The organism is Naumannella huperziae (genome assembly GCF_054073625.1).
On record NZ_JBSXPH010000001.1, the window covers coordinates 340,579 to 355,522 of the forward strand.

15 protein-coding genes are annotated in these 14,944 nt (G+C 71.6%); 10 read left to right on the forward strand and 5 right to left on the reverse strand.

The window, feature by feature from the left end:
* Positions 1–32: 32 nt before the first annotated feature.
* Positions 33–1,382 carry a purine-cytosine permease family protein gene (locus tag ACXDC7_RS01640; RefSeq protein WP_179445126.1) on the reverse strand — a complete coding sequence of 450 codons (1,350 nt, stop codon included), beginning with the start codon at positions 1,380–1,382 and terminating at the stop codon, positions 33–35.
* A gap of 220 nt (positions 1,383–1,602) precedes the next feature.
* On the opposite strand from ACXDC7_RS01640, the gene ACXDC7_RS01645 reads away from it, so the two are divergent.
* Positions 1,603–2,322 (forward strand): DUF6882 domain-containing protein, encoded by a 720-nt coding sequence (locus ACXDC7_RS01645; RefSeq protein WP_459220962.1) that lies wholly within the window; start codon positions 1,603–1,605, stop codon positions 2,320–2,322.
* A gap of 6 nt (positions 2,323–2,328) precedes the next feature.
* Here ACXDC7_RS01645 and ACXDC7_RS01650 read toward each other — a convergent pair whose 3' ends face one another.
* The 3 genes from ACXDC7_RS01650 to aat all read right to left on the reverse strand — a co-directional run bounded on the left by ACXDC7_RS01650 (position 2,329) and on the right by aat (position 4,320).
* Positions 2,329–2,646, reverse strand: a complete 318-nt coding sequence (locus tag ACXDC7_RS01650; protein ID WP_179445124.1) for a rhodanese-like domain-containing protein — start codon at positions 2,644–2,646, stop codon at positions 2,329–2,331.
* Positions 2,647–2,728: 82 nt separating this feature from the next.
* Positions 2,729–3,592, reverse strand: coding sequence for an Fpg/Nei family DNA glycosylase (locus ACXDC7_RS01655; protein WP_179445123.1), 864 nt, complete (start codon positions 3,590–3,592; stop codon positions 2,729–2,731).
* A gap of 59 nt (positions 3,593–3,651) precedes the next feature.
* Complete coding sequence (aat, locus tag ACXDC7_RS01660; RefSeq protein WP_459220963.1) at positions 3,652–4,320, reverse strand: leucyl/phenylalanyl-tRNA--protein transferase; 669 nt, start codon at positions 4,318–4,320, stop codon at positions 3,652–3,654.
* 130 nt (positions 4,321–4,450) lie between these two features.
* On the opposite strand from aat, the gene ACXDC7_RS01665 reads away from it, so the two are divergent.
* The 4 genes from ACXDC7_RS01665 (at position 4,451) to efeB (ending at position 8,491) form a co-directional block, all read left to right on the forward strand.
* Positions 4,451–5,122 (forward strand): EcsC family protein, encoded by a 672-nt coding sequence (locus tag ACXDC7_RS01665; protein WP_459220964.1) that lies wholly within the window; start codon positions 4,451–4,453, stop codon positions 5,120–5,122.
* A gap of 71 nt (positions 5,123–5,193) precedes the next feature.
* Complete coding sequence (efeU, locus tag ACXDC7_RS01670) at positions 5,194–6,036, forward strand: iron uptake transporter permease EfeU (RefSeq protein ID WP_179445120.1); 843 nt, start codon at positions 5,194–5,196, stop codon at positions 6,034–6,036.
* On the forward strand, positions 6,033–7,205 hold the full coding sequence (gene efeO / locus ACXDC7_RS01675; protein ID WP_459220965.1) for an iron uptake system protein EfeO: 1,173 nt from the start codon (positions 6,033–6,035) through the stop codon (positions 7,203–7,205). The genes efeU and efeO overlap by 4 nt, the downstream gene beginning before the upstream one ends.
* Before the next feature lie 41 nt (positions 7,206–7,246).
* Positions 7,247–8,491 carry an iron uptake transporter deferrochelatase/peroxidase subunit gene (efeB, locus tag ACXDC7_RS01680; protein WP_459220966.1) on the forward strand — a complete coding sequence of 415 codons (1,245 nt, stop codon included), beginning with the start codon at positions 7,247–7,249 and terminating at the stop codon, positions 8,489–8,491.
* 8 nt (positions 8,492–8,499) lie between these two features.
* Here efeB and ACXDC7_RS01685 read toward each other — a convergent pair whose 3' ends face one another.
* On the reverse strand, positions 8,500–9,171 hold the full coding sequence (locus ACXDC7_RS01685) for a GntR family transcriptional regulator (protein WP_343045913.1): 672 nt from the start codon (positions 9,169–9,171) through the stop codon (positions 8,500–8,502).
* 133 nt (positions 9,172–9,304) lie between these two features.
* Here ACXDC7_RS01685 and ACXDC7_RS01690 point away from each other — a divergent pair, with 133 nt between their 5' ends.
* From ACXDC7_RS01690 to ACXDC7_RS01710, 5 genes are read left to right on the forward strand one after another with little or no spacing between them, the layout of a single operon-like run.
* The gene (locus tag ACXDC7_RS01690) at positions 9,305–10,552 is read left to right on the forward strand and encodes an NRAMP family divalent metal transporter (protein WP_179445116.1); all 1,248 of its coding nucleotides are present in this window, start codon (positions 9,305–9,307) and stop codon (positions 10,550–10,552) included.
* Positions 10,549–11,367: a putative hydro-lyase gene (locus ACXDC7_RS01695; protein WP_459220967.1), complete on the forward strand. Its 819-nt coding sequence runs from the start codon at positions 10,549–10,551 to the stop codon at positions 11,365–11,367. Before ACXDC7_RS01690 ends, ACXDC7_RS01695 begins: the two co-directional genes overlap by 4 nt.
* Positions 11,364–12,128 (forward strand): LamB/YcsF family protein, encoded by a 765-nt coding sequence (locus ACXDC7_RS01700; RefSeq protein ID WP_459220968.1) that lies wholly within the window; start codon positions 11,364–11,366, stop codon positions 12,126–12,128. Before ACXDC7_RS01695 ends, ACXDC7_RS01700 begins: the two co-directional genes overlap by 4 nt.
* Positions 12,125–13,696, forward strand: a complete 1,572-nt coding sequence (locus ACXDC7_RS01705) for a 5-oxoprolinase subunit B/C family protein (protein WP_459220969.1) — start codon at positions 12,125–12,127, stop codon at positions 13,694–13,696. Before ACXDC7_RS01700 ends, ACXDC7_RS01705 begins: the two co-directional genes overlap by 4 nt.
* Positions 13,697–13,700: 4 nt before the next feature.
* Positions 13,701–14,936, forward strand: a complete 1,236-nt coding sequence (locus ACXDC7_RS01710) for a biotin carboxylase N-terminal domain-containing protein (protein WP_459220970.1) — start codon at positions 13,701–13,703, stop codon at positions 14,934–14,936.
* The last annotated feature ends 8 nt before the right edge of the window (positions 14,937–14,944 follow it).

Below are 14,944 nucleotides of genomic sequence, written 5' to 3' on the forward strand. Positions count from 1 at the left end.
TGGAACATCCCACGCCGACCGGAGAAGTGCGGTTACCTGCGCGCCAGCGCCCGGGACAGGGAGCCGAGGATCACCATCGCCCCGATACTGACGACGATGGCGCCCACCGAGGAGCCGAGCCAGCTCGGCGCGGTGAAGCCGATGGCGTCCCGCACGCTCGTCCACAGTGCCGACCAGCCGGGCACGTCGCCCGGGTAGATCAACTGGTACGCCACGAAGCCGCACGCCCAGGCCAGCACCGGCGCCAACCGGAACGGCGCCCGGTCGGAGACGTCCCAGCGCTGCCGACTGATCCAGAAGAAGTCCGCGGCCGCCACCGAGAACAGCGGCACGAAGACCGAGCCGATCAGATAGAGGAACGACTGGTACTGCCCGAAGTCGAGCAGTGCGGCCAGCAGCATCGCCAACAGCCCGACACCGACGGCGACGACGCGCCGGTCCGCCCGGCCGACCAGGTTCTGCACCGACATGGTGGTCGAGTAGATGTTGGCGAAGGCCTCGTCGACCTCGTCGATCATCAAGATTGCCAACGCGATCCCGCCCGCCGGCAGGGCCACCAGCGCGCCGATCAACCGGTCGCCGTCGGCCGCACCCGGCAGGTGCACCACCGCGAACACCCCGAGCGTGTAGTAGCCGATCGCCGCCAGCCCGTAGCCGATGCCCGCCCCACCGGCGGCGGCCAGCCTGGTCCTGGAGTGCCGCGCATAGTCGGCGGCGAGCGGGGCGAACGAGACGACGCCCGCGACGGCAAGATCGACACCGGGCCAGAATCCGGAGGCGGCACTGGCATCGATCGGTGTCGCCGGCTGCATCAGCACCTGCACGAACAGATAGACCGAACAGGCCAGCACCAACCAGATCATGATCTTGCGCAGCAGCCGCACGGTGCCGAGCGGGCGGATCGCCATCAGCGTCGCCAGCACTCCGCCGATGATCACGAACGGCAACCGCCACTGCGGCCCGAGGATGTAGGCCGCGGTGGTGGCGATCACGATGATCTCCATCGTGGCCCAGCCGATGTTCTGGAAGATGTTCAGGGCCGTGGGCACGGTGGAGGCGCGGCGACCGAGCAGGCCACGCAGCGAGACCATCGACGGGGCGCCCGTGACGGCGCCGAAACAGGCAGATCCCGCGAGCAGCAGTCCCCCGATCAGGCAGCCGACGATGATCGCGCCGACGGCGCCCCACAGCGACCCGACGGTCATCGCGACCAGGGCGCCGGTGAGCGGACCGAAGAGCGACACCCCGAGGTTGCCCCACATCGCGAGCTGGCTCCACAGGCCGAGCGGGCGAGGTGGTTCGGTAGTGAGGACGAGCGGGGCCTCCGCGGCCCGCGTGACGGGAGAACTGGTGGCAGAACCACCTTGGGCAAGCTTCGACATGATGTCCTTCCTGCGCCGGCATTATCCGATCAGGTTCATCCGGTCGGCGGACCGGGCGGTGATCATCTCCCGCCACTCCGCCCTCTCAGCCCGCCACATCGGCGCGAGCTCCCGGGGTTTGGGGTGGACGCTACTACGCGGCGAGCCGCGTTCCAACCTGTCCGCCCGTCGAGCCGCTAGCCTGTTGGGCGAGCGGTGGTTCCGCAGAGAGGGGATCGCGATGGCCGGGCTGACCTTGGATCAGATCGTCAATGACGGCGCGCTGTGGGGGCTGCTGGCCCAACACAGCCTGAGCACCGAGATTGCCGGACGGCTCGGCGACCGTCGGGAGCACGACGTTGATCTTGCCGCCCCGAAGCTGACCATCAGCGGGGACGGCGCCAGCATCGAGGCCGTCCCGCACCTGATCGCCTCCGTCGCGCCCGGGCCGCGCACGGTCCGGTGGGCCTGGGCGCTGCCCGAGCTCGCCGAGCTGCCCGCGGCGGCGCTCGCCCGGCGCCTGCGCGACTTCGGCCAGAGCCAGGGGGTCGAGCCGTTGACCAGGGCCGAGGTGGGCTTCGACGAGTTCTCGCCGAGCCCGGAGGGATCGGACGAGACGGATTCCGTCGCCGGGCAGGTCGCCATGATCGCCAGTCAGGTGATCGGCGAGGTGCCGTGGTTCATCGCCCAGGCGGGCGAGACGAAGGTGGTGACGCTGCTGCAGGGCGGCCCTGCGCTGCCGCGGCCGGAGATCGGCGACCTGATGGCGGCGCTCCCGGAGGGGCTGATGGCCGGTCAGATCACCGACGCGCCGCGCGCGATCCGGAGCCTGTTGAACCGCATGCCCGCCTGGCGGGGCGAGTGGGGTCCGGCGGGGGTACGCATCTCCGACGGCCGCGGCAATGTCGACGTGCACCTCGACGGGGACGGCCAGGTGACCGAGATCGAGGCCAATTCCTGAGCCGGCTCAGCCGGCGCCGACAACGGGCCGGCCCTGCTCGACCCAGCCGGTGATCCCACCCTCGAGATTGATCACGTCGCGGCCCGCGGATCGCAGGTACGCCGTGGCGCGCGCCGACCGGCCGCCGCCCTTGCACATCGCGACCACCCGGTCGCCGACCTCGTCGGCGCGCTCGACCAACTGATCGAGCGGGATGTGCGTGGCGCCGTCGACGTGGGCCTCGTCCCACTCCTCCTGGGTACGCACATCGAGCAACTGGTAGCCCTCGTCGATCAGCCGCTGCGCGCCGGCCGGGTCGGTGCCGGGGATCTCGGTGTGGTTCATCGGGGGTCCTTTCGATTCCATGATCGGTGAGTAAGGGATCGGTGTGTACGGGATCGGACGATCATGATCGGGTCGACCATGATCACTTCAGCAGACGTGACATCCGCCGATCGGCCAGGGGTTTGCCGCCGGTCTGACAGGTCGGGCAGTACTGCAGCGAGGAGTCGGCGAAGCTCACCTCGGCGATCGTGTCACCGCAGGTCGCACACGCCTGCCCGGTACGCCCGTGCACCCGCATGCCCGACTTCTTCTCGCCCTTCAGGTCCTTGGCGGCGAGGCCGGCCGACCGGCGTACCGCCTCGGCGAGCTCGCCACGCAGGGCGGCGTACAGCCGATCGTGCTCGTCGTCGGTGAGCGCGCTCGCCGCCTTGAACGGCGACAGCCTCGCCGCGTGCAGGATCTCGTCGGAATAGGCATTGCCGACGCCGGCGAGCTGGCGCTGGTCGCGCAGCACGCCCTTGAGCTGGGCGCGGCCGGCCGCGTCGAGAATCTCGCGCAGGCGATCGGGCCCGAAGTCGTCGGCCAGCGGATCGGGGCCGAGCGTGGCGATCCCGGGCACCTGTTGCGGGTCGGTCACCACGTGGATGGCGAGCTTGCGCTGGGTACCGGCCTCGGTCAGGTCGAAGCCGGAGTCGTCGTCGAGCCGGACCCGCGCGGCCAGCGGCCCCTTGCCCGGCTTGGGCGGCGCGGCGGGCAGCTCGTCGGACCAGCGCAGCCAGCCCGCGCGGGCGAGGTGGAAGATCAGGTGTACGCCCTGGGCGTCGAGGTCGAGCCATTTGCCGTGCCGGCTGACCCCGGAGATCGCCAGACCCTGCAGCGCCGCCGGCGGCGGGTCATAGGTCTTCAGCGCCGAGAATGCGGCGAGGTCGAGGCGCGCGATCGAACGGCCGGCGGTCTTCTCGGCCAGGAAGCCGCGCAGCGACTCCACCTCGGGCAGCTCCGGCATGTCACACCTCCCAGTGCGGGCCCCATGCTAGTCGGCGCGATCCCCGGCCGGGGTCGCCGTCAGGGCCAGGCGGGGGCCGGCAGTTCGAGGGCGACGGCCAGCCGCTGCAGATACTCCGCCCGGGGGATCTCGATCACCCCGAGGCTGCCCAGGTGATCGGTACGCCATTGCACGTCGAGCAACCGGGGCCGGCCGTCGCCGCCGAGGATCCCGACCAGCGCCAGCAGCGCTGCCTTCGATGCGTCCCGGCCGTGCTCGGGGTCGTGGAACATCGACTCGCCGGCGAACAGGCCGCCGAGCCCGACGCCGTACAGCCCCCCGACCAGCCGGCCGCCCGGCCCCCAGGCCTCGACCGAGTGCGCCAGCCCGCGCCGGAACAGGGCGCGGTAGGTCCGCCGGATGTCGTCGTCGATCCAGCCCCCCTCGCGGCGCTCGTCGGCGCAGCCGTCCAGCACCTGCTCGAAGGCGGTGTCGGTGGTGATGGCGTACCGCTTCGCGCTCTTGCGCAAGGAGCGGGTGACCCGCATCCCGTCCAGCGGCAGGATGCCGCGGCGGACGGGCGAGTACCAGGCGATCAACGGCTCGCCGTCGTGCGGACCCACCCCGCCGAGCGGCATCGGAAAGGCGCCCGTGGCATAGCCCTCCACGACCAGCGACTCGTCGAGGCCGGTGGAGAAGGAGACGAGATCCTGGTCGGGCCAGGAGCTCGGGTGCAGAAAGACGCCCACCAGACCATTGTGCGTACCCGCTCCGACACGCCCGGACCTCAGGGTCCGCCCCGGGTCGCGCGCCGGCCGGGTGTGCCGTCGCCGCGCGTAAGCTGACCACCGAACCCCTCGCGCAGAGCCAGGAGGAGACATGGCATCAGTGGGCCGCACGCTCGCGCAGAACCTGACCGCCGAGCGGACCACCGAGGTCGCCGGAGGAGCGCTGCGGCGCGTCCTCGAACTGGCGATCGACGGCATCGGCGTGCTCCCGGGGGCGCGCACCGCCGCCGGCCGCCACCTCGAGCGGGTCGGCCAGGCCGAGGGCGCGATCGACGGGGTGATCTCCCAGCACGTCGCGCTCGCCGGCGCCCAGGGCTTCGCCACCAATGTCGGCGGCATGCTGACCCTGCCGATCTCCATCCCGACCAATCTCACCGGCCTTGCCGTGCTGCAGACGCGAATGGTTGCCGGTGTCGCGCACCTGCGTGGGTACGACCTGGAGAAGGGACAGGTACGCACGGCGCTGCTGATGTGTCTGCTCGGTGCCGACAGCCTGGAGCGGGCCGAGGAGTCGATCCCTCGGCGCCCGATGATCGTTGCGACCGCCCCGGTCTTCGACCCGCGCCTCGACCGCAAGATCGCCACGCTCGTCGTCGGCCACCTGAGCACCCGGGTGACGGGCAAGCAGGCGGCGCTGATGTTCACCAAGCGGGTGCCGGTGCTCGGCGGCGGGGTCGGTGCCGCGGTCGACGGCTGGGAGACGCGCGCGACCGGTCTGTTCGCCAAGCAGGAGCTGGTCGCCCGCCGCGCGATCCCGAGCTGACGCGCTGGCCAACTCGACAGCGGCGCGGATTCCGGTTTAGGTTAGGTTGTCCTTAACCTAGAAAGCGGTTCATGCTCGCCAACTACCTGATCGGTCTGCGCGAGGGCCTGGAGGCCTGCCTGATCGTCAGCATCCTGATCGCCTACCTGGTCAAGACCGGCCGGCGCGAACTGCTGTCCCGGATCTGGCTCGGCGTGGGCATCGCCGTCGTCATCTCGCTCGCCTTCGGCGCCGTACTGACCTTTGGCCCGCGCGGCCTGACCTTCGAGGCCCAGGAGGCCATCGGCGGCGCCCTGTCGATCATCGCGGTCGGCTTCGTCACCTGGATGATCTTGTGGATGGCCACCGCTGCCAAGTCGCTCGGGCGGGTGCTGCGCGAGAAGGTCGACCGGTCCGGCGGCGGCTGGTCGCTCGTGGTGATCGCGATGTTGGCGGTCGGTCGCGAGGGGCTGGAGACCGCGTTGATCCTGTGGGCGGCGACCCAGGGCGCCACTGGCGGCAGCGGCGCGATCCCGCTGCTCGGCGCCGTGCTCGGCATCGCCACCGCAATCGTGCTCGGCTTCTTGTTCTACTCAGGCGCCCTGCGAATCGACCTCGGCAAGTTCTTCGCGATCACCGGGGCGTTCCTGATCATCGTCGCCGCGGGCGTGCTGGCCTACGGGGTGCACGATCTGCAGGAGGCAGGCATCCTGCCCGGCCTGCACTCGCTGGCCTTCGACGTCAGCGCGATCATCCCGCCGGCATCGTGGTACGGCACGCTGCTGAAGGGCATCTTCAACTTCTCTCCCGCCACGACCTGGCTGGAGTTCGCCGCCTGGTGGGCCTATCTGCTCATCGTCGGTTTCCTGTTCCTGCGCGCGCTTCGGCGTACCTCCGCCGCGGCCGCGCCCGTCCCTACCGGAGAACCTGCATGATCAAGTCCCACCGCTGCGCGGGAGCTGCCTGCCTCGTCGCGGCTCTCGCCGTCGCGCTCGCCGGCTGCACCGACAACACCTCCGGCGCCGCGCCGGGCGATCCGCGCGCGCTGACCGTGCAGTCCACCGACGACGCCTGCACGGTCTCCGGCGGCGGCGCACCGGCCGGCACCCTGACCTTCTCGGTGACCAACGGCGGCAGCCAGGTGACCGAGTTCTACCTGCTCGGATCCGACGGGTTGCGGATCCTCGGCGAGGTGGAGAACATCGGGCCCGGCCTGTCCCGTGACCTGGTCGTCAACGCGCCGGCCGGCGACTACTTCACCGCCTGCAAGCCGGGCATGATCGGCGACGGCATCCGCAACCCGTTCTCGGTCGCGCCGTCCGATGATCAACCGGCGGTCTCGGCCGATGATCAGCAGCTCGCCGAGCAGGCCGACCAGCAGTACGGCTCCTACGTCAAGGACCAGACCGAGCAGCTTCTCGCACAGACCCGCGCCTTCGCCGAGGCCTACACCGCGGGCTCCGACGACGAGGCCCGCCGGCTCTACCCCCGCGCCCGGATGCACTGGGAGCGGATCGAGCCGGTCGCGGAGTCCTTCGGCGACCTCGACCCGAAGATGGACGCGCGCGAGGCCGACCTGCAGCCAGGCGAGGAGTGGACCGGCTGGCACGTGATGGAGAAGGACCTGTGGCCGCAGCGGGCCGAGAACTACACCGCGCTGACCACGCAGGAGCGCAAGCGGTACGCCGACGACCTGGTCGCCAACACCGAGGACCTCTACAACCGCACCCGCGACCTGACCTTCAGCACCGACCAGATCGGCAACGGTGCGACCGGGCTGATGGAGGAGGTGGCCTCGGGCAAGGTCACCGGCGAGGAGGAGTACTGGTCGCGCACCGACCTGTGGGACTTCCAGGGCAATCTCGAGGGCGCGCGGATCGCCTGGCAGGGGCTGCGGCCGATCCTGCAGAAGAAGGATCCCGATCTGGACGCCACCTTGGAAGAAGAGTTCGCCGCCACCCAGGCCGAGCTGGACTCCCACCGCAGCGGGGACGGCTGGAAGAGCTACGACAAGCTCACCGAGGACGACATCAAGGCCCTCTCCGACCGGGTCAATGCGCTCGGCGAGCCGCTCTCCCGGCTGACCGCGGCCGTCTTGTCCTGACCCGGGGACGACATGACATCGAGCACGACGGGCGCACCGGCATGACCCTGTCGCGGCGCGGCCTGATCGGCGCCGCCGGGGGCGCTGCGGCCGTGGGCGCCGCCGGCCTGGCGGGCGGCCTGGCGCTCGGTCGCACCGCCGAGCCGCCGCCCGACCCGCTTGCCCGGACGTATCCGTTCCACGGCGCCCACCAGGCGGGCATCGCCACGCCCGCCCAGGATCGACTGCACTTCGCCGCCTTCGACGTGCTGACCGACGACCGGGCCAAGCTGGCGCGGCTGCTGCGCGCCTGGACCACCGCGGCCGCCCGGCTCACCCAGGGCCTGGCAGCCGGCGAACAGGGCCCGACCGGTGGTTCCTACCAGGCCCCGCCGGATGACACCGGCGAGGCCATCGGCCTGCCCCCGTCGGGCCTGACGCTGACCTTCGGCGTCGGACCGGCGCTGTTCGACCGGTTCGGCCTGGGACAGCGGCGACCGGAGGCGCTGACGCCGCTGCCCGCGTTTCCCGGCGACGCCCTCGATCCCGATCGCTCCGACGGCGAGCTGTGCGTCCAGGCCTGCGCGGACGACCCGCAGGTCGCCGTGCACGCGATCCGCAATCTCGCCCGGATCGGCATGGGCACGGTGTCGGTACGCTGGAGCCAGCTCGGCTTCGGGCGTACCTCCTCCACGTCGACGGCGCAGCCGACCCCGCGGAACATGTTCGGCTTCAAGGACGGCACCGCCAACCTGAAGGCAGAGGAGCCCGACCTGCTCGACCGGCACGTCTGGGTGCCCGCCGGCCGCGATCCCCGGGAGGACTGGCTGGTCGGCGGCAGCTACCTCGTGGCGCGCCGGATCAACATGACGATCGAGACCTGGGACCGGACCTCGCTCGCCGAACAGGAGCGGGTGATCGGCCGCAGCAAGGCCGAAGGGGCACCGCTCAGCGGCGGCGACGAATTCGCGGCGCCGGACTTCGCGGCCGCGGGTCGCGGCGGGCTCCCGCTGATCGATCCGCGAAGCCATGTCGCGCTCGCCCACCCCGATGCCAATGACGGCGTGCAGTTGCTGCGCCGCGGCTACAACTTCGTGGACGGCAGCACGCGGCTCGGCCGACTCGATGCCGGGCTGTTCTTCCTCGCCTTCGTGACCGACCCGCGGACCCACTTCATCCCGATGCAGACCCGGCTGGCGAGCCGGGATGCACTGCAGGAGTACCTGCGCCACACCGGCTCCGGCCTGTGGGCCGTGCTGCCCGGGGTCAACGAGGGCGGCTGGCTCGGCGAGACCCTGCTCGCCTGACCGGCCGATCAGCCTCGGGCGTAGGCCGCGACCAATGTCCGCTCGGAGCGGGTGAAGTAGGCATCGAGGGCATCGGCCGCCTCGGCCATCCGCCCCTCGGCGAGCAGCGCGGCAATCGATGCATTGGCGTCCACGAAGGGCGCGTGCAGGTACTCGGCATCGGCAATCGTGCGAAACGCCAGCCGCAGCTCAGCGGCCAGGCGCGCGAACCACTGGTCGAGCCGCTCGCTGTCGGCCAGGGCGACCAGGCCCGCGTGGAAGGCCATGTTCATCGACCCGACCTGGCGCCAGCGGCCCGCGCGGCGATGCTCCTGCGCGGCGGCGACCGCCTCGCGGACGGCGCCGAGCGCGGGGTGCCGGGGCACGGCATGGCGTACCGCCTGTTCCTCGATCATCCGCCGCACCCGGTAGATGTCGAGCAGCGAGGCGAGGCTCGGCACCCGGACGAAGACGCCGCGATGGTTGTGCCGCTCCAGCAGGCCGTCGTGGATTCCGATCCGGTACGCCTCCCGCAGCGAGTTGCGCGAGACCCCCAGGCTCTGGGCGAGCGCCGCCTCGTGCAACTGCTGGCCCGGCGCGAGCGCACCATCGATGATCATCGAACGCAGCTCGGCGGCGGTGCGCTCGGCCAGATCTAGTCGCGCACCGGGCACCCGGCTCGGCGCGTCATTGGTCCGCACCGACTCATCGTAGGGGCGGCCGCGGCCGGATCCGGCCAGTTTCCTCAACGATCTGGTCATTTTGTTCAACAACTTCTAGGGTGACGCCCATTCGTCGGCGCGTTGCGCCGCCCGGGCCCGAGGAGCGTGCGCGATGGCAGCCACTGGTGAGGAATCCACCGCCGAACAGGCGAAGTCCTTCGCATCGGCCCGCCGGATCTCGCTGATCGGGGCGATCTTCATGATGGCGACCAGCGCCATCGGACCCGGCTTCATCACCCAGACGGCCACCTTCACCGCCCAGCTCGGCGCAGCGTTCGCCTTTGGCATCTTGTTGTCGATCCTGATCGACTTCGCGATCCAGTTGAACGTCTGGCGAATGGTCACCGTGTCCGGGATGTTCGCACCGCAACTGGCGAACCGGGCGATCCCCGGGTCGGGGTACCTGCTCGCCGTGTTGATCATCATCGGCGGCCTGGCCTTCAACATCGGCAACATCGCCGGCGCAGGCCTGGGCCTGAAGGTGCTGTTCGGGCTCGACCCCAAGATCGGCGGTGCGATCAGCGCCGCCATCGCGATCGCGATCTTCCTCTCCCGGCGCGCGTTGGCCGCGGTCGATCGGGTGCTGATCGTGCTCGGGCTGGTGATGATCGCGCTGACGGTCTATGTCGCCGTGGTCTCGGGCCCACCCGTCGCCGACGCCCTGCGCCAGACGGTGCTGCCGGATACGCTCAACTTCGCCGCGATCACCACCATCGTCGGCGGCACCGTCGGCGGCTACATCACCTACTCCGGCGCGCACAAGCTGCTCGACTCCGGCACCACCGGCCCCGAGCACGTCAAGGAGGTGAACCGGGCGGCCGTCAACGGCATCCTGGTCACCGGCGTGATGCGCTACGTGCTCTTCCTGGCCATCCTCGGCGTGGTGGCCAGCGGCGTCGTGCTCGACACCTCGGGCAATCCCGGCGCACAGGCCTTCCAGGCCGCCGCCGGCGAGGTCGGTTTCAAGGTCTTCGGCGTGGTGTTCTGGGCGGCGGCAATCTCGTCGGTGATCGGCGCCGCGTACACCTCGAGCTCGTTCTTCTCCGCATTCAGCGACCGGCTCACCCAGCGCACCCGCAGCTTCATCACGATCGGCTTCATCGCGGTCTCGCTGGTGCTGTTCCTGCTCTGGGGCGCGGCCCCCGCGGCGATCCTCGTCTTCGTCGGCGGATTCAACGGCCTGGTGCTGCCGATCGGCCTGACCATCTTCATGATCATCGGCTGGTTCCGGCCCGGCCTGCTCGGCGACTACCGCTATCCCCGGTGGCTGCTGGTCGTCGGCACCGCGGCCACGGCCCTGAGCTACTACATGGGCGCGGTGTCGATCGGCCCGATCTTCGCCATGGTGTCGGGATCGTGATCATTCCCGACGCCGACAGCACTCCGGCCCGCGCCCGGTCGGCGTACCGCGCCGGCCTGGTCGCACCGACCGCCGGCATCGCCCGCGGGTACGCCCAGGCCAACCTGATCGCCCTGCCCGCGGACCAGGCCGATGACTTCCGCGCCTTCGCCCGGGCCAATCCCCGGCCGTGCCCGCTGCTCGACGAGACCGCGCCCGGGGCCGTGACCAGCGCCCTGGCGGGTGATGATCTCGACCTGCGCACCGACCTGCCCGGCTATCGGATCTGGCGCGACGGCGAGCTGGTGGCCGAGATGGGCGACGCCAGCGCGGCGTGGTCGGAACGCGATGATCTTGTCGCTTTCCTGATCGGCTGCTCGTTCACCTTCGAGTTCGCGCTGCTGGCGGCCGGCGTACCCGTCCGACACATCACCGCGGGCCGGAACGTGCCGATGTATGCGACGACCGTGCCCTGCAGACCGGCCGGCCGGTTCCACGGCCCGCTGGTGGTTTCGCTGCGCGGCATCCCGGCCGATCGGGTCGATGACGCGATCGCGATCAGCGGCCGCTATCCGGCGGTGCACGGCGCCCCGATGCATGTCGGCGACCCGGGGGCGCTCGGCATCGCCGACCTGGATCATCCCGATTTCGGCGATGCCCCGATCCTCGAGCCCGGGGACGTTCCGGTGTTCTGGGGCTGCGGGGTGACGCCGCAGGCGGCGGTGCTGGCCAGCCGCCCGGCGTTCGCGATCACCCACTCCCCCGGTCACATGCTGATCACCGACACCCCCGACTCCGCCTACCTCGAACCGCCCCTGCAGCAGGAGGTCCGATGACCGCGATCGATCTGAACAGCGACATCGGCGAGGGCTTCGGCCGATGGAACCTCGGCGACGACGAGGCCGTCCTCGGCATCGTCTCCAGCGCCAACATCGCCTGCGGCTTCCATGCCGGCGACCCGCGCGTGATGGCGAAGACCTGCCGGATCGCCGTCGACAACGACGTCGCGATCGGCGCACATGTCGCCTATCGCGATCTGGCGGGTTTCGGCCGCCGCGCGATGGATGTGGCGAGCGAGGACCTGGTCCCGGAGATCATCTACCAGATCGGTGCGCTGTCCGCGCTGGCCGGCGCGGCGGGCGGGCGGGTGAGCTATGTGAAACCGCACGGCGCGCTCTACAACACCATCGCGGTCGACGAGCGACAGGCGCGCGACGCGGTCGCGGCGATCCGCGAGGCCGACGACTCGCTGGTGCTGCTCGGACTGGCCGGCAGCGTCGTGCTGCGGATCGCCGAGGAGGCGGGACTGACGACGGCGAGCGAGGCCTTCGCCGACCGTGCGTACCACGCCGACGGCACGCTGGTCTCGCGCCGCGAGCCCGACGCGGTGTTGCACGATCCGGCGGAGGTGGCCGAGCGGATGGCGCGGCTGGTCGCGGAGGGCGAGTTGATCTCCGTGGAGGGTACGCCGGTGCGGCTGCGCGCCGATTCGATCTGCGTGCACGGCGACAGCGCGGGCGCGGTCGAGATGGCCCGCGCGGTCCGCGATCGACTGCTCACGGACGATATCTCGGTGCGGCCGTTCGTCGGCCGATGAGCGAGCGGCGCCACCTGTCCGCCGGGGACCGGGCCGTACTGGTCGAGCTGGTCGACCTCGAACACACCCTCGGGCTGCTCGCGAGCCTCCGGCAACGCCAGCGCGTCGATCCCATCCCGGGGCTGGGCGAGCCGCTGCCCGCGGCCCGGACCATCATGATCGATTTCTGTCCCGAGGTGATCACTCGCGCCGAGTTGATCACCGAGCTGGCCGCACTGTCGGATGAGCCGCGGCCGGCCGGCGACGGCCCGCCGATCGAGATCGATGTCGTCTACGACGGCGAGGATCTCGACGAGGTCGCCGGGCTGCTCGGTCTGACTCGTGACGACTTGATCGCCCGGCACACCGGCGGCGAATGGGTGGCGGCCTTCGCCGGTTTCGCGCCGGGATTCGCCTACCTGGCCGGCGGAGACCCGATCTTCGACGTCCCGCGCCGGTCCTCGCCGCGGACCCGCATCCCCGCCGGCTCGGTCGGACTCGCCGGCCGTTTCTCCGGCGTCTACCCGCGGGAGAGCCCGGGCGGCTGGCAATTGATCGGGCGTACCGCGGCCACCATGTGGGAGGCCGACCGCGACCCGCCGGCGCTGCTCGCACCCGGCACCCGGGTCCGCTTCCGGGCGGTCGCGCAGCTCGCGACGACAGCCCCGGCTCCGGATCCGGCCGCCGAACCCGATCATGACCGGGGCCTCGAGGTGATCATCCCCGGGTTGCAGAGCACGCTGCAGGATGCGGGACGGCCGGGCAACCTGGCGATGGGCGTCGCCGTTTCCGGCGCGTTGGACATCCGGGCGATGCGACTGGCGAACGGACTGGTCGGGAACGTCCCCGACGAGGCGATCCTGGAGATTCCCTACGGCGCGTTGACGTTGCGGGCGCGCGGTCGCTGCGTCGTCGCCGTCACCGGGGCCCGCGTCGGTGTGATCATCACCCGGTCGGGCGGCGAACAGGTCGTCGTCGATGATCAACGCCCGTTGGCGCTGGACGACGGCGACGAGCTGGCGCTGGGCGTTCCGGCCGGCGGTGTCCGGGCGATGCTCGCCGCGCGCGGCGGATTCGCCGTCGATGCCGTGCTGGGCAGCCGTTCCACCGACACCCTGGGCGGGATCGGCCCGCCTCCGCTGCGCGCCGGGCAGGTACTGGGTCTGCGAGACATCGTGCCCCCGGCCCGCGCGGTCGGCGACCCGGTGCCGTGGCCGGACGAGCCCTCGGGATCGCTCGAGGTGCCGATCATGCTCGGCCCGCGCGACGACTGGTTCGACGCCGATTCCGTGCAGCGGCTGGTCACCGAGCCGTGGCTGGTGACCGAGCGCTCCGACCGAGTCGGGCTCCGGCTCGGCGGCGGACGCCCGCTCGTGCGTACCGAGCAACGCGAGCTGCCGAGCGAGGGCGTGGCCACCGGATCGCTGCAGGTGCCCCCGTCGGGCGAGCCGATCCTGTTCCTCGCCGACCACCCGATCACCGGCGGATACCCGGTGATCGCGGTCGTCGACTCCACCGCGCTGGGCGCGCTCGGCCAGGCGCCACCGGGGACCGAGCTGCGGTTCCGGCTGTCCGACCGGGAAGGATGATCGGGTGCGACGAGTCCTGATCGCCGACCGGGGCCCGATCGCGGCCCGGATCGCTCGCGCCTGCGCCGACTCCGGTCTCACCTCGATCGCGGTGTACGCCGATGCCGACTTCGACGCCCGGCACGTCCGGCTCGCCGACGAGGCGTACGCCGTGCCGGGCGCGACCCCCGCCCGGAGCTACCTGTCCGGGGACGGGATCATCGCCGCGGCAGGTGCCGCACGCGCCGATGCCGTGCATCCGGGGTCGGGCGGCCTGGCCGACAGCGCGGACTTCGCCCGCGCCGTGCGGGCCGCGGGGTTCACCTGGCTCGGCCGCCCCCCGGAGTTCGTCGACCGCGCACCGACGCCCGGCCGCGGATCGCCGCGGTCGCGCCGGATCGAGGTGCCCGTGCTCGCCGACGCCTACGGCACGGTCGTCGCGCTCGGCACCCGGGACGCTTCGGTGCAGCGTCGCGGCGGGTCGCTGATCGACGAGGCGCCGGCTCCCGCGCTCGGCGCGGAGCTGGAGCGCGAGCTGCGGGCCGCCGCCGTCGCGGCGTACACCGCCCGCGGCCCGGTCGGCCGGGGCCTGAGCGGCCCGGGTTTGATCAACGGGGCGAGCGTCGCGTTCCGGCTGGACGCGGACGGTACGCCGTCCCTGCTCGACGTCAGCTTCCGGCTGACGCCGGCGCACGCCGCGACCGAGGAGACCACGGACATCGATCTGGTCGTGGCCGGATTGCGGGTGGGCTCCGGAGCGCGGCTCGACCCCGCACTGGCCGAGCAGCGACCGCGCGGGCACGCCATCGCCTTCCGGATCAGCGCCGAGGACCCGGGACGAGGGTTCCTCCCCGCCGCCGGTGTCGTCCGGGGGGTGGCGCCGGCCGGCGGGCCCGGCGTCCGGCTCGACTCCGGGATCGAGGCCGGGTCGGCCGTCCCCGGCGGGTTCGACCCGCTGCTCGCCACGCTGACCGTCTGGGGCCCGGATCGGCCGGCCGCGCTGGCCCGGGCCCGGCGTGCGCTCGGCGAGTTCGATGTGGCCGGCGTACCCACCGTGTTGTCGTTCCATCGCGCCGTGCTCGACCAGCCCGCCTTCGCCGAATCCGAGCGGTATCGGGTGCACGAGAGCTGGCTGGAGACCGAGTTCGCGGCGCCACTGCCCGACTTCCCGGCCGGGCGCGAGCCCGACGCCGACATCGGGCGTACCCCGATCCTGATCGACAGGCGGCCGGGAACTCTCGGGTTGCCGGGCCCACGGTGAATGCATGC

Excerpts from the sequence above, each read along its gene's own strand:
- ACXDC7_RS01640 (WP_179445126.1), bottom strand. The coding sequence starts at position 1,382 with ATGTCGAAGCTTGCCCAAGGTGGTTCTGCCACCAGTTCTCCCGTCACG.
- ACXDC7_RS01645 (WP_459220962.1), top strand. The coding sequence starts at position 1,603 with ATGGCCGGGCTGACCTTGGATCAGATCGTCAATGACGGCGCGCTGTGG.
- ACXDC7_RS01650 (WP_179445124.1), bottom strand. The coding sequence starts at position 2,646 with ATGAACCACACCGAGATCCCCGGCACCGACCCGGCCGGCGCGCAGCGG.
- ACXDC7_RS01655 (WP_179445123.1), bottom strand. The coding sequence starts at position 3,592 with ATGCCGGAGCTGCCCGAGGTGGAGTCGCTGCGCGGCTTCCTGGCCGAG.
- ACXDC7_RS01665 (WP_459220964.1), top strand. The coding sequence starts at position 4,451 with ATGGCATCAGTGGGCCGCACGCTCGCGCAGAACCTGACCGCCGAGCGG.
- efeU (WP_179445120.1), top strand. The coding sequence starts at position 5,194 with ATGCTCGCCAACTACCTGATCGGTCTGCGCGAGGGCCTGGAGGCCTGC.
- efeO (WP_459220965.1), top strand. The coding sequence starts at position 6,033 with ATGATCAAGTCCCACCGCTGCGCGGGAGCTGCCTGCCTCGTCGCGGCT.
- efeB (WP_459220966.1), top strand. The coding sequence starts at position 7,247 with ATGACCCTGTCGCGGCGCGGCCTGATCGGCGCCGCCGGGGGCGCTGCG.
- ACXDC7_RS01690 (WP_179445116.1), top strand. The coding sequence starts at position 9,305 with ATGGCAGCCACTGGTGAGGAATCCACCGCCGAACAGGCGAAGTCCTTC.
- ACXDC7_RS01700 (WP_459220968.1), top strand. The coding sequence starts at position 11,364 with ATGACCGCGATCGATCTGAACAGCGACATCGGCGAGGGCTTCGGCCGA.
- ACXDC7_RS01705 (WP_459220969.1), top strand. The coding sequence starts at position 12,125 with ATGAGCGAGCGGCGCCACCTGTCCGCCGGGGACCGGGCCGTACTGGTC.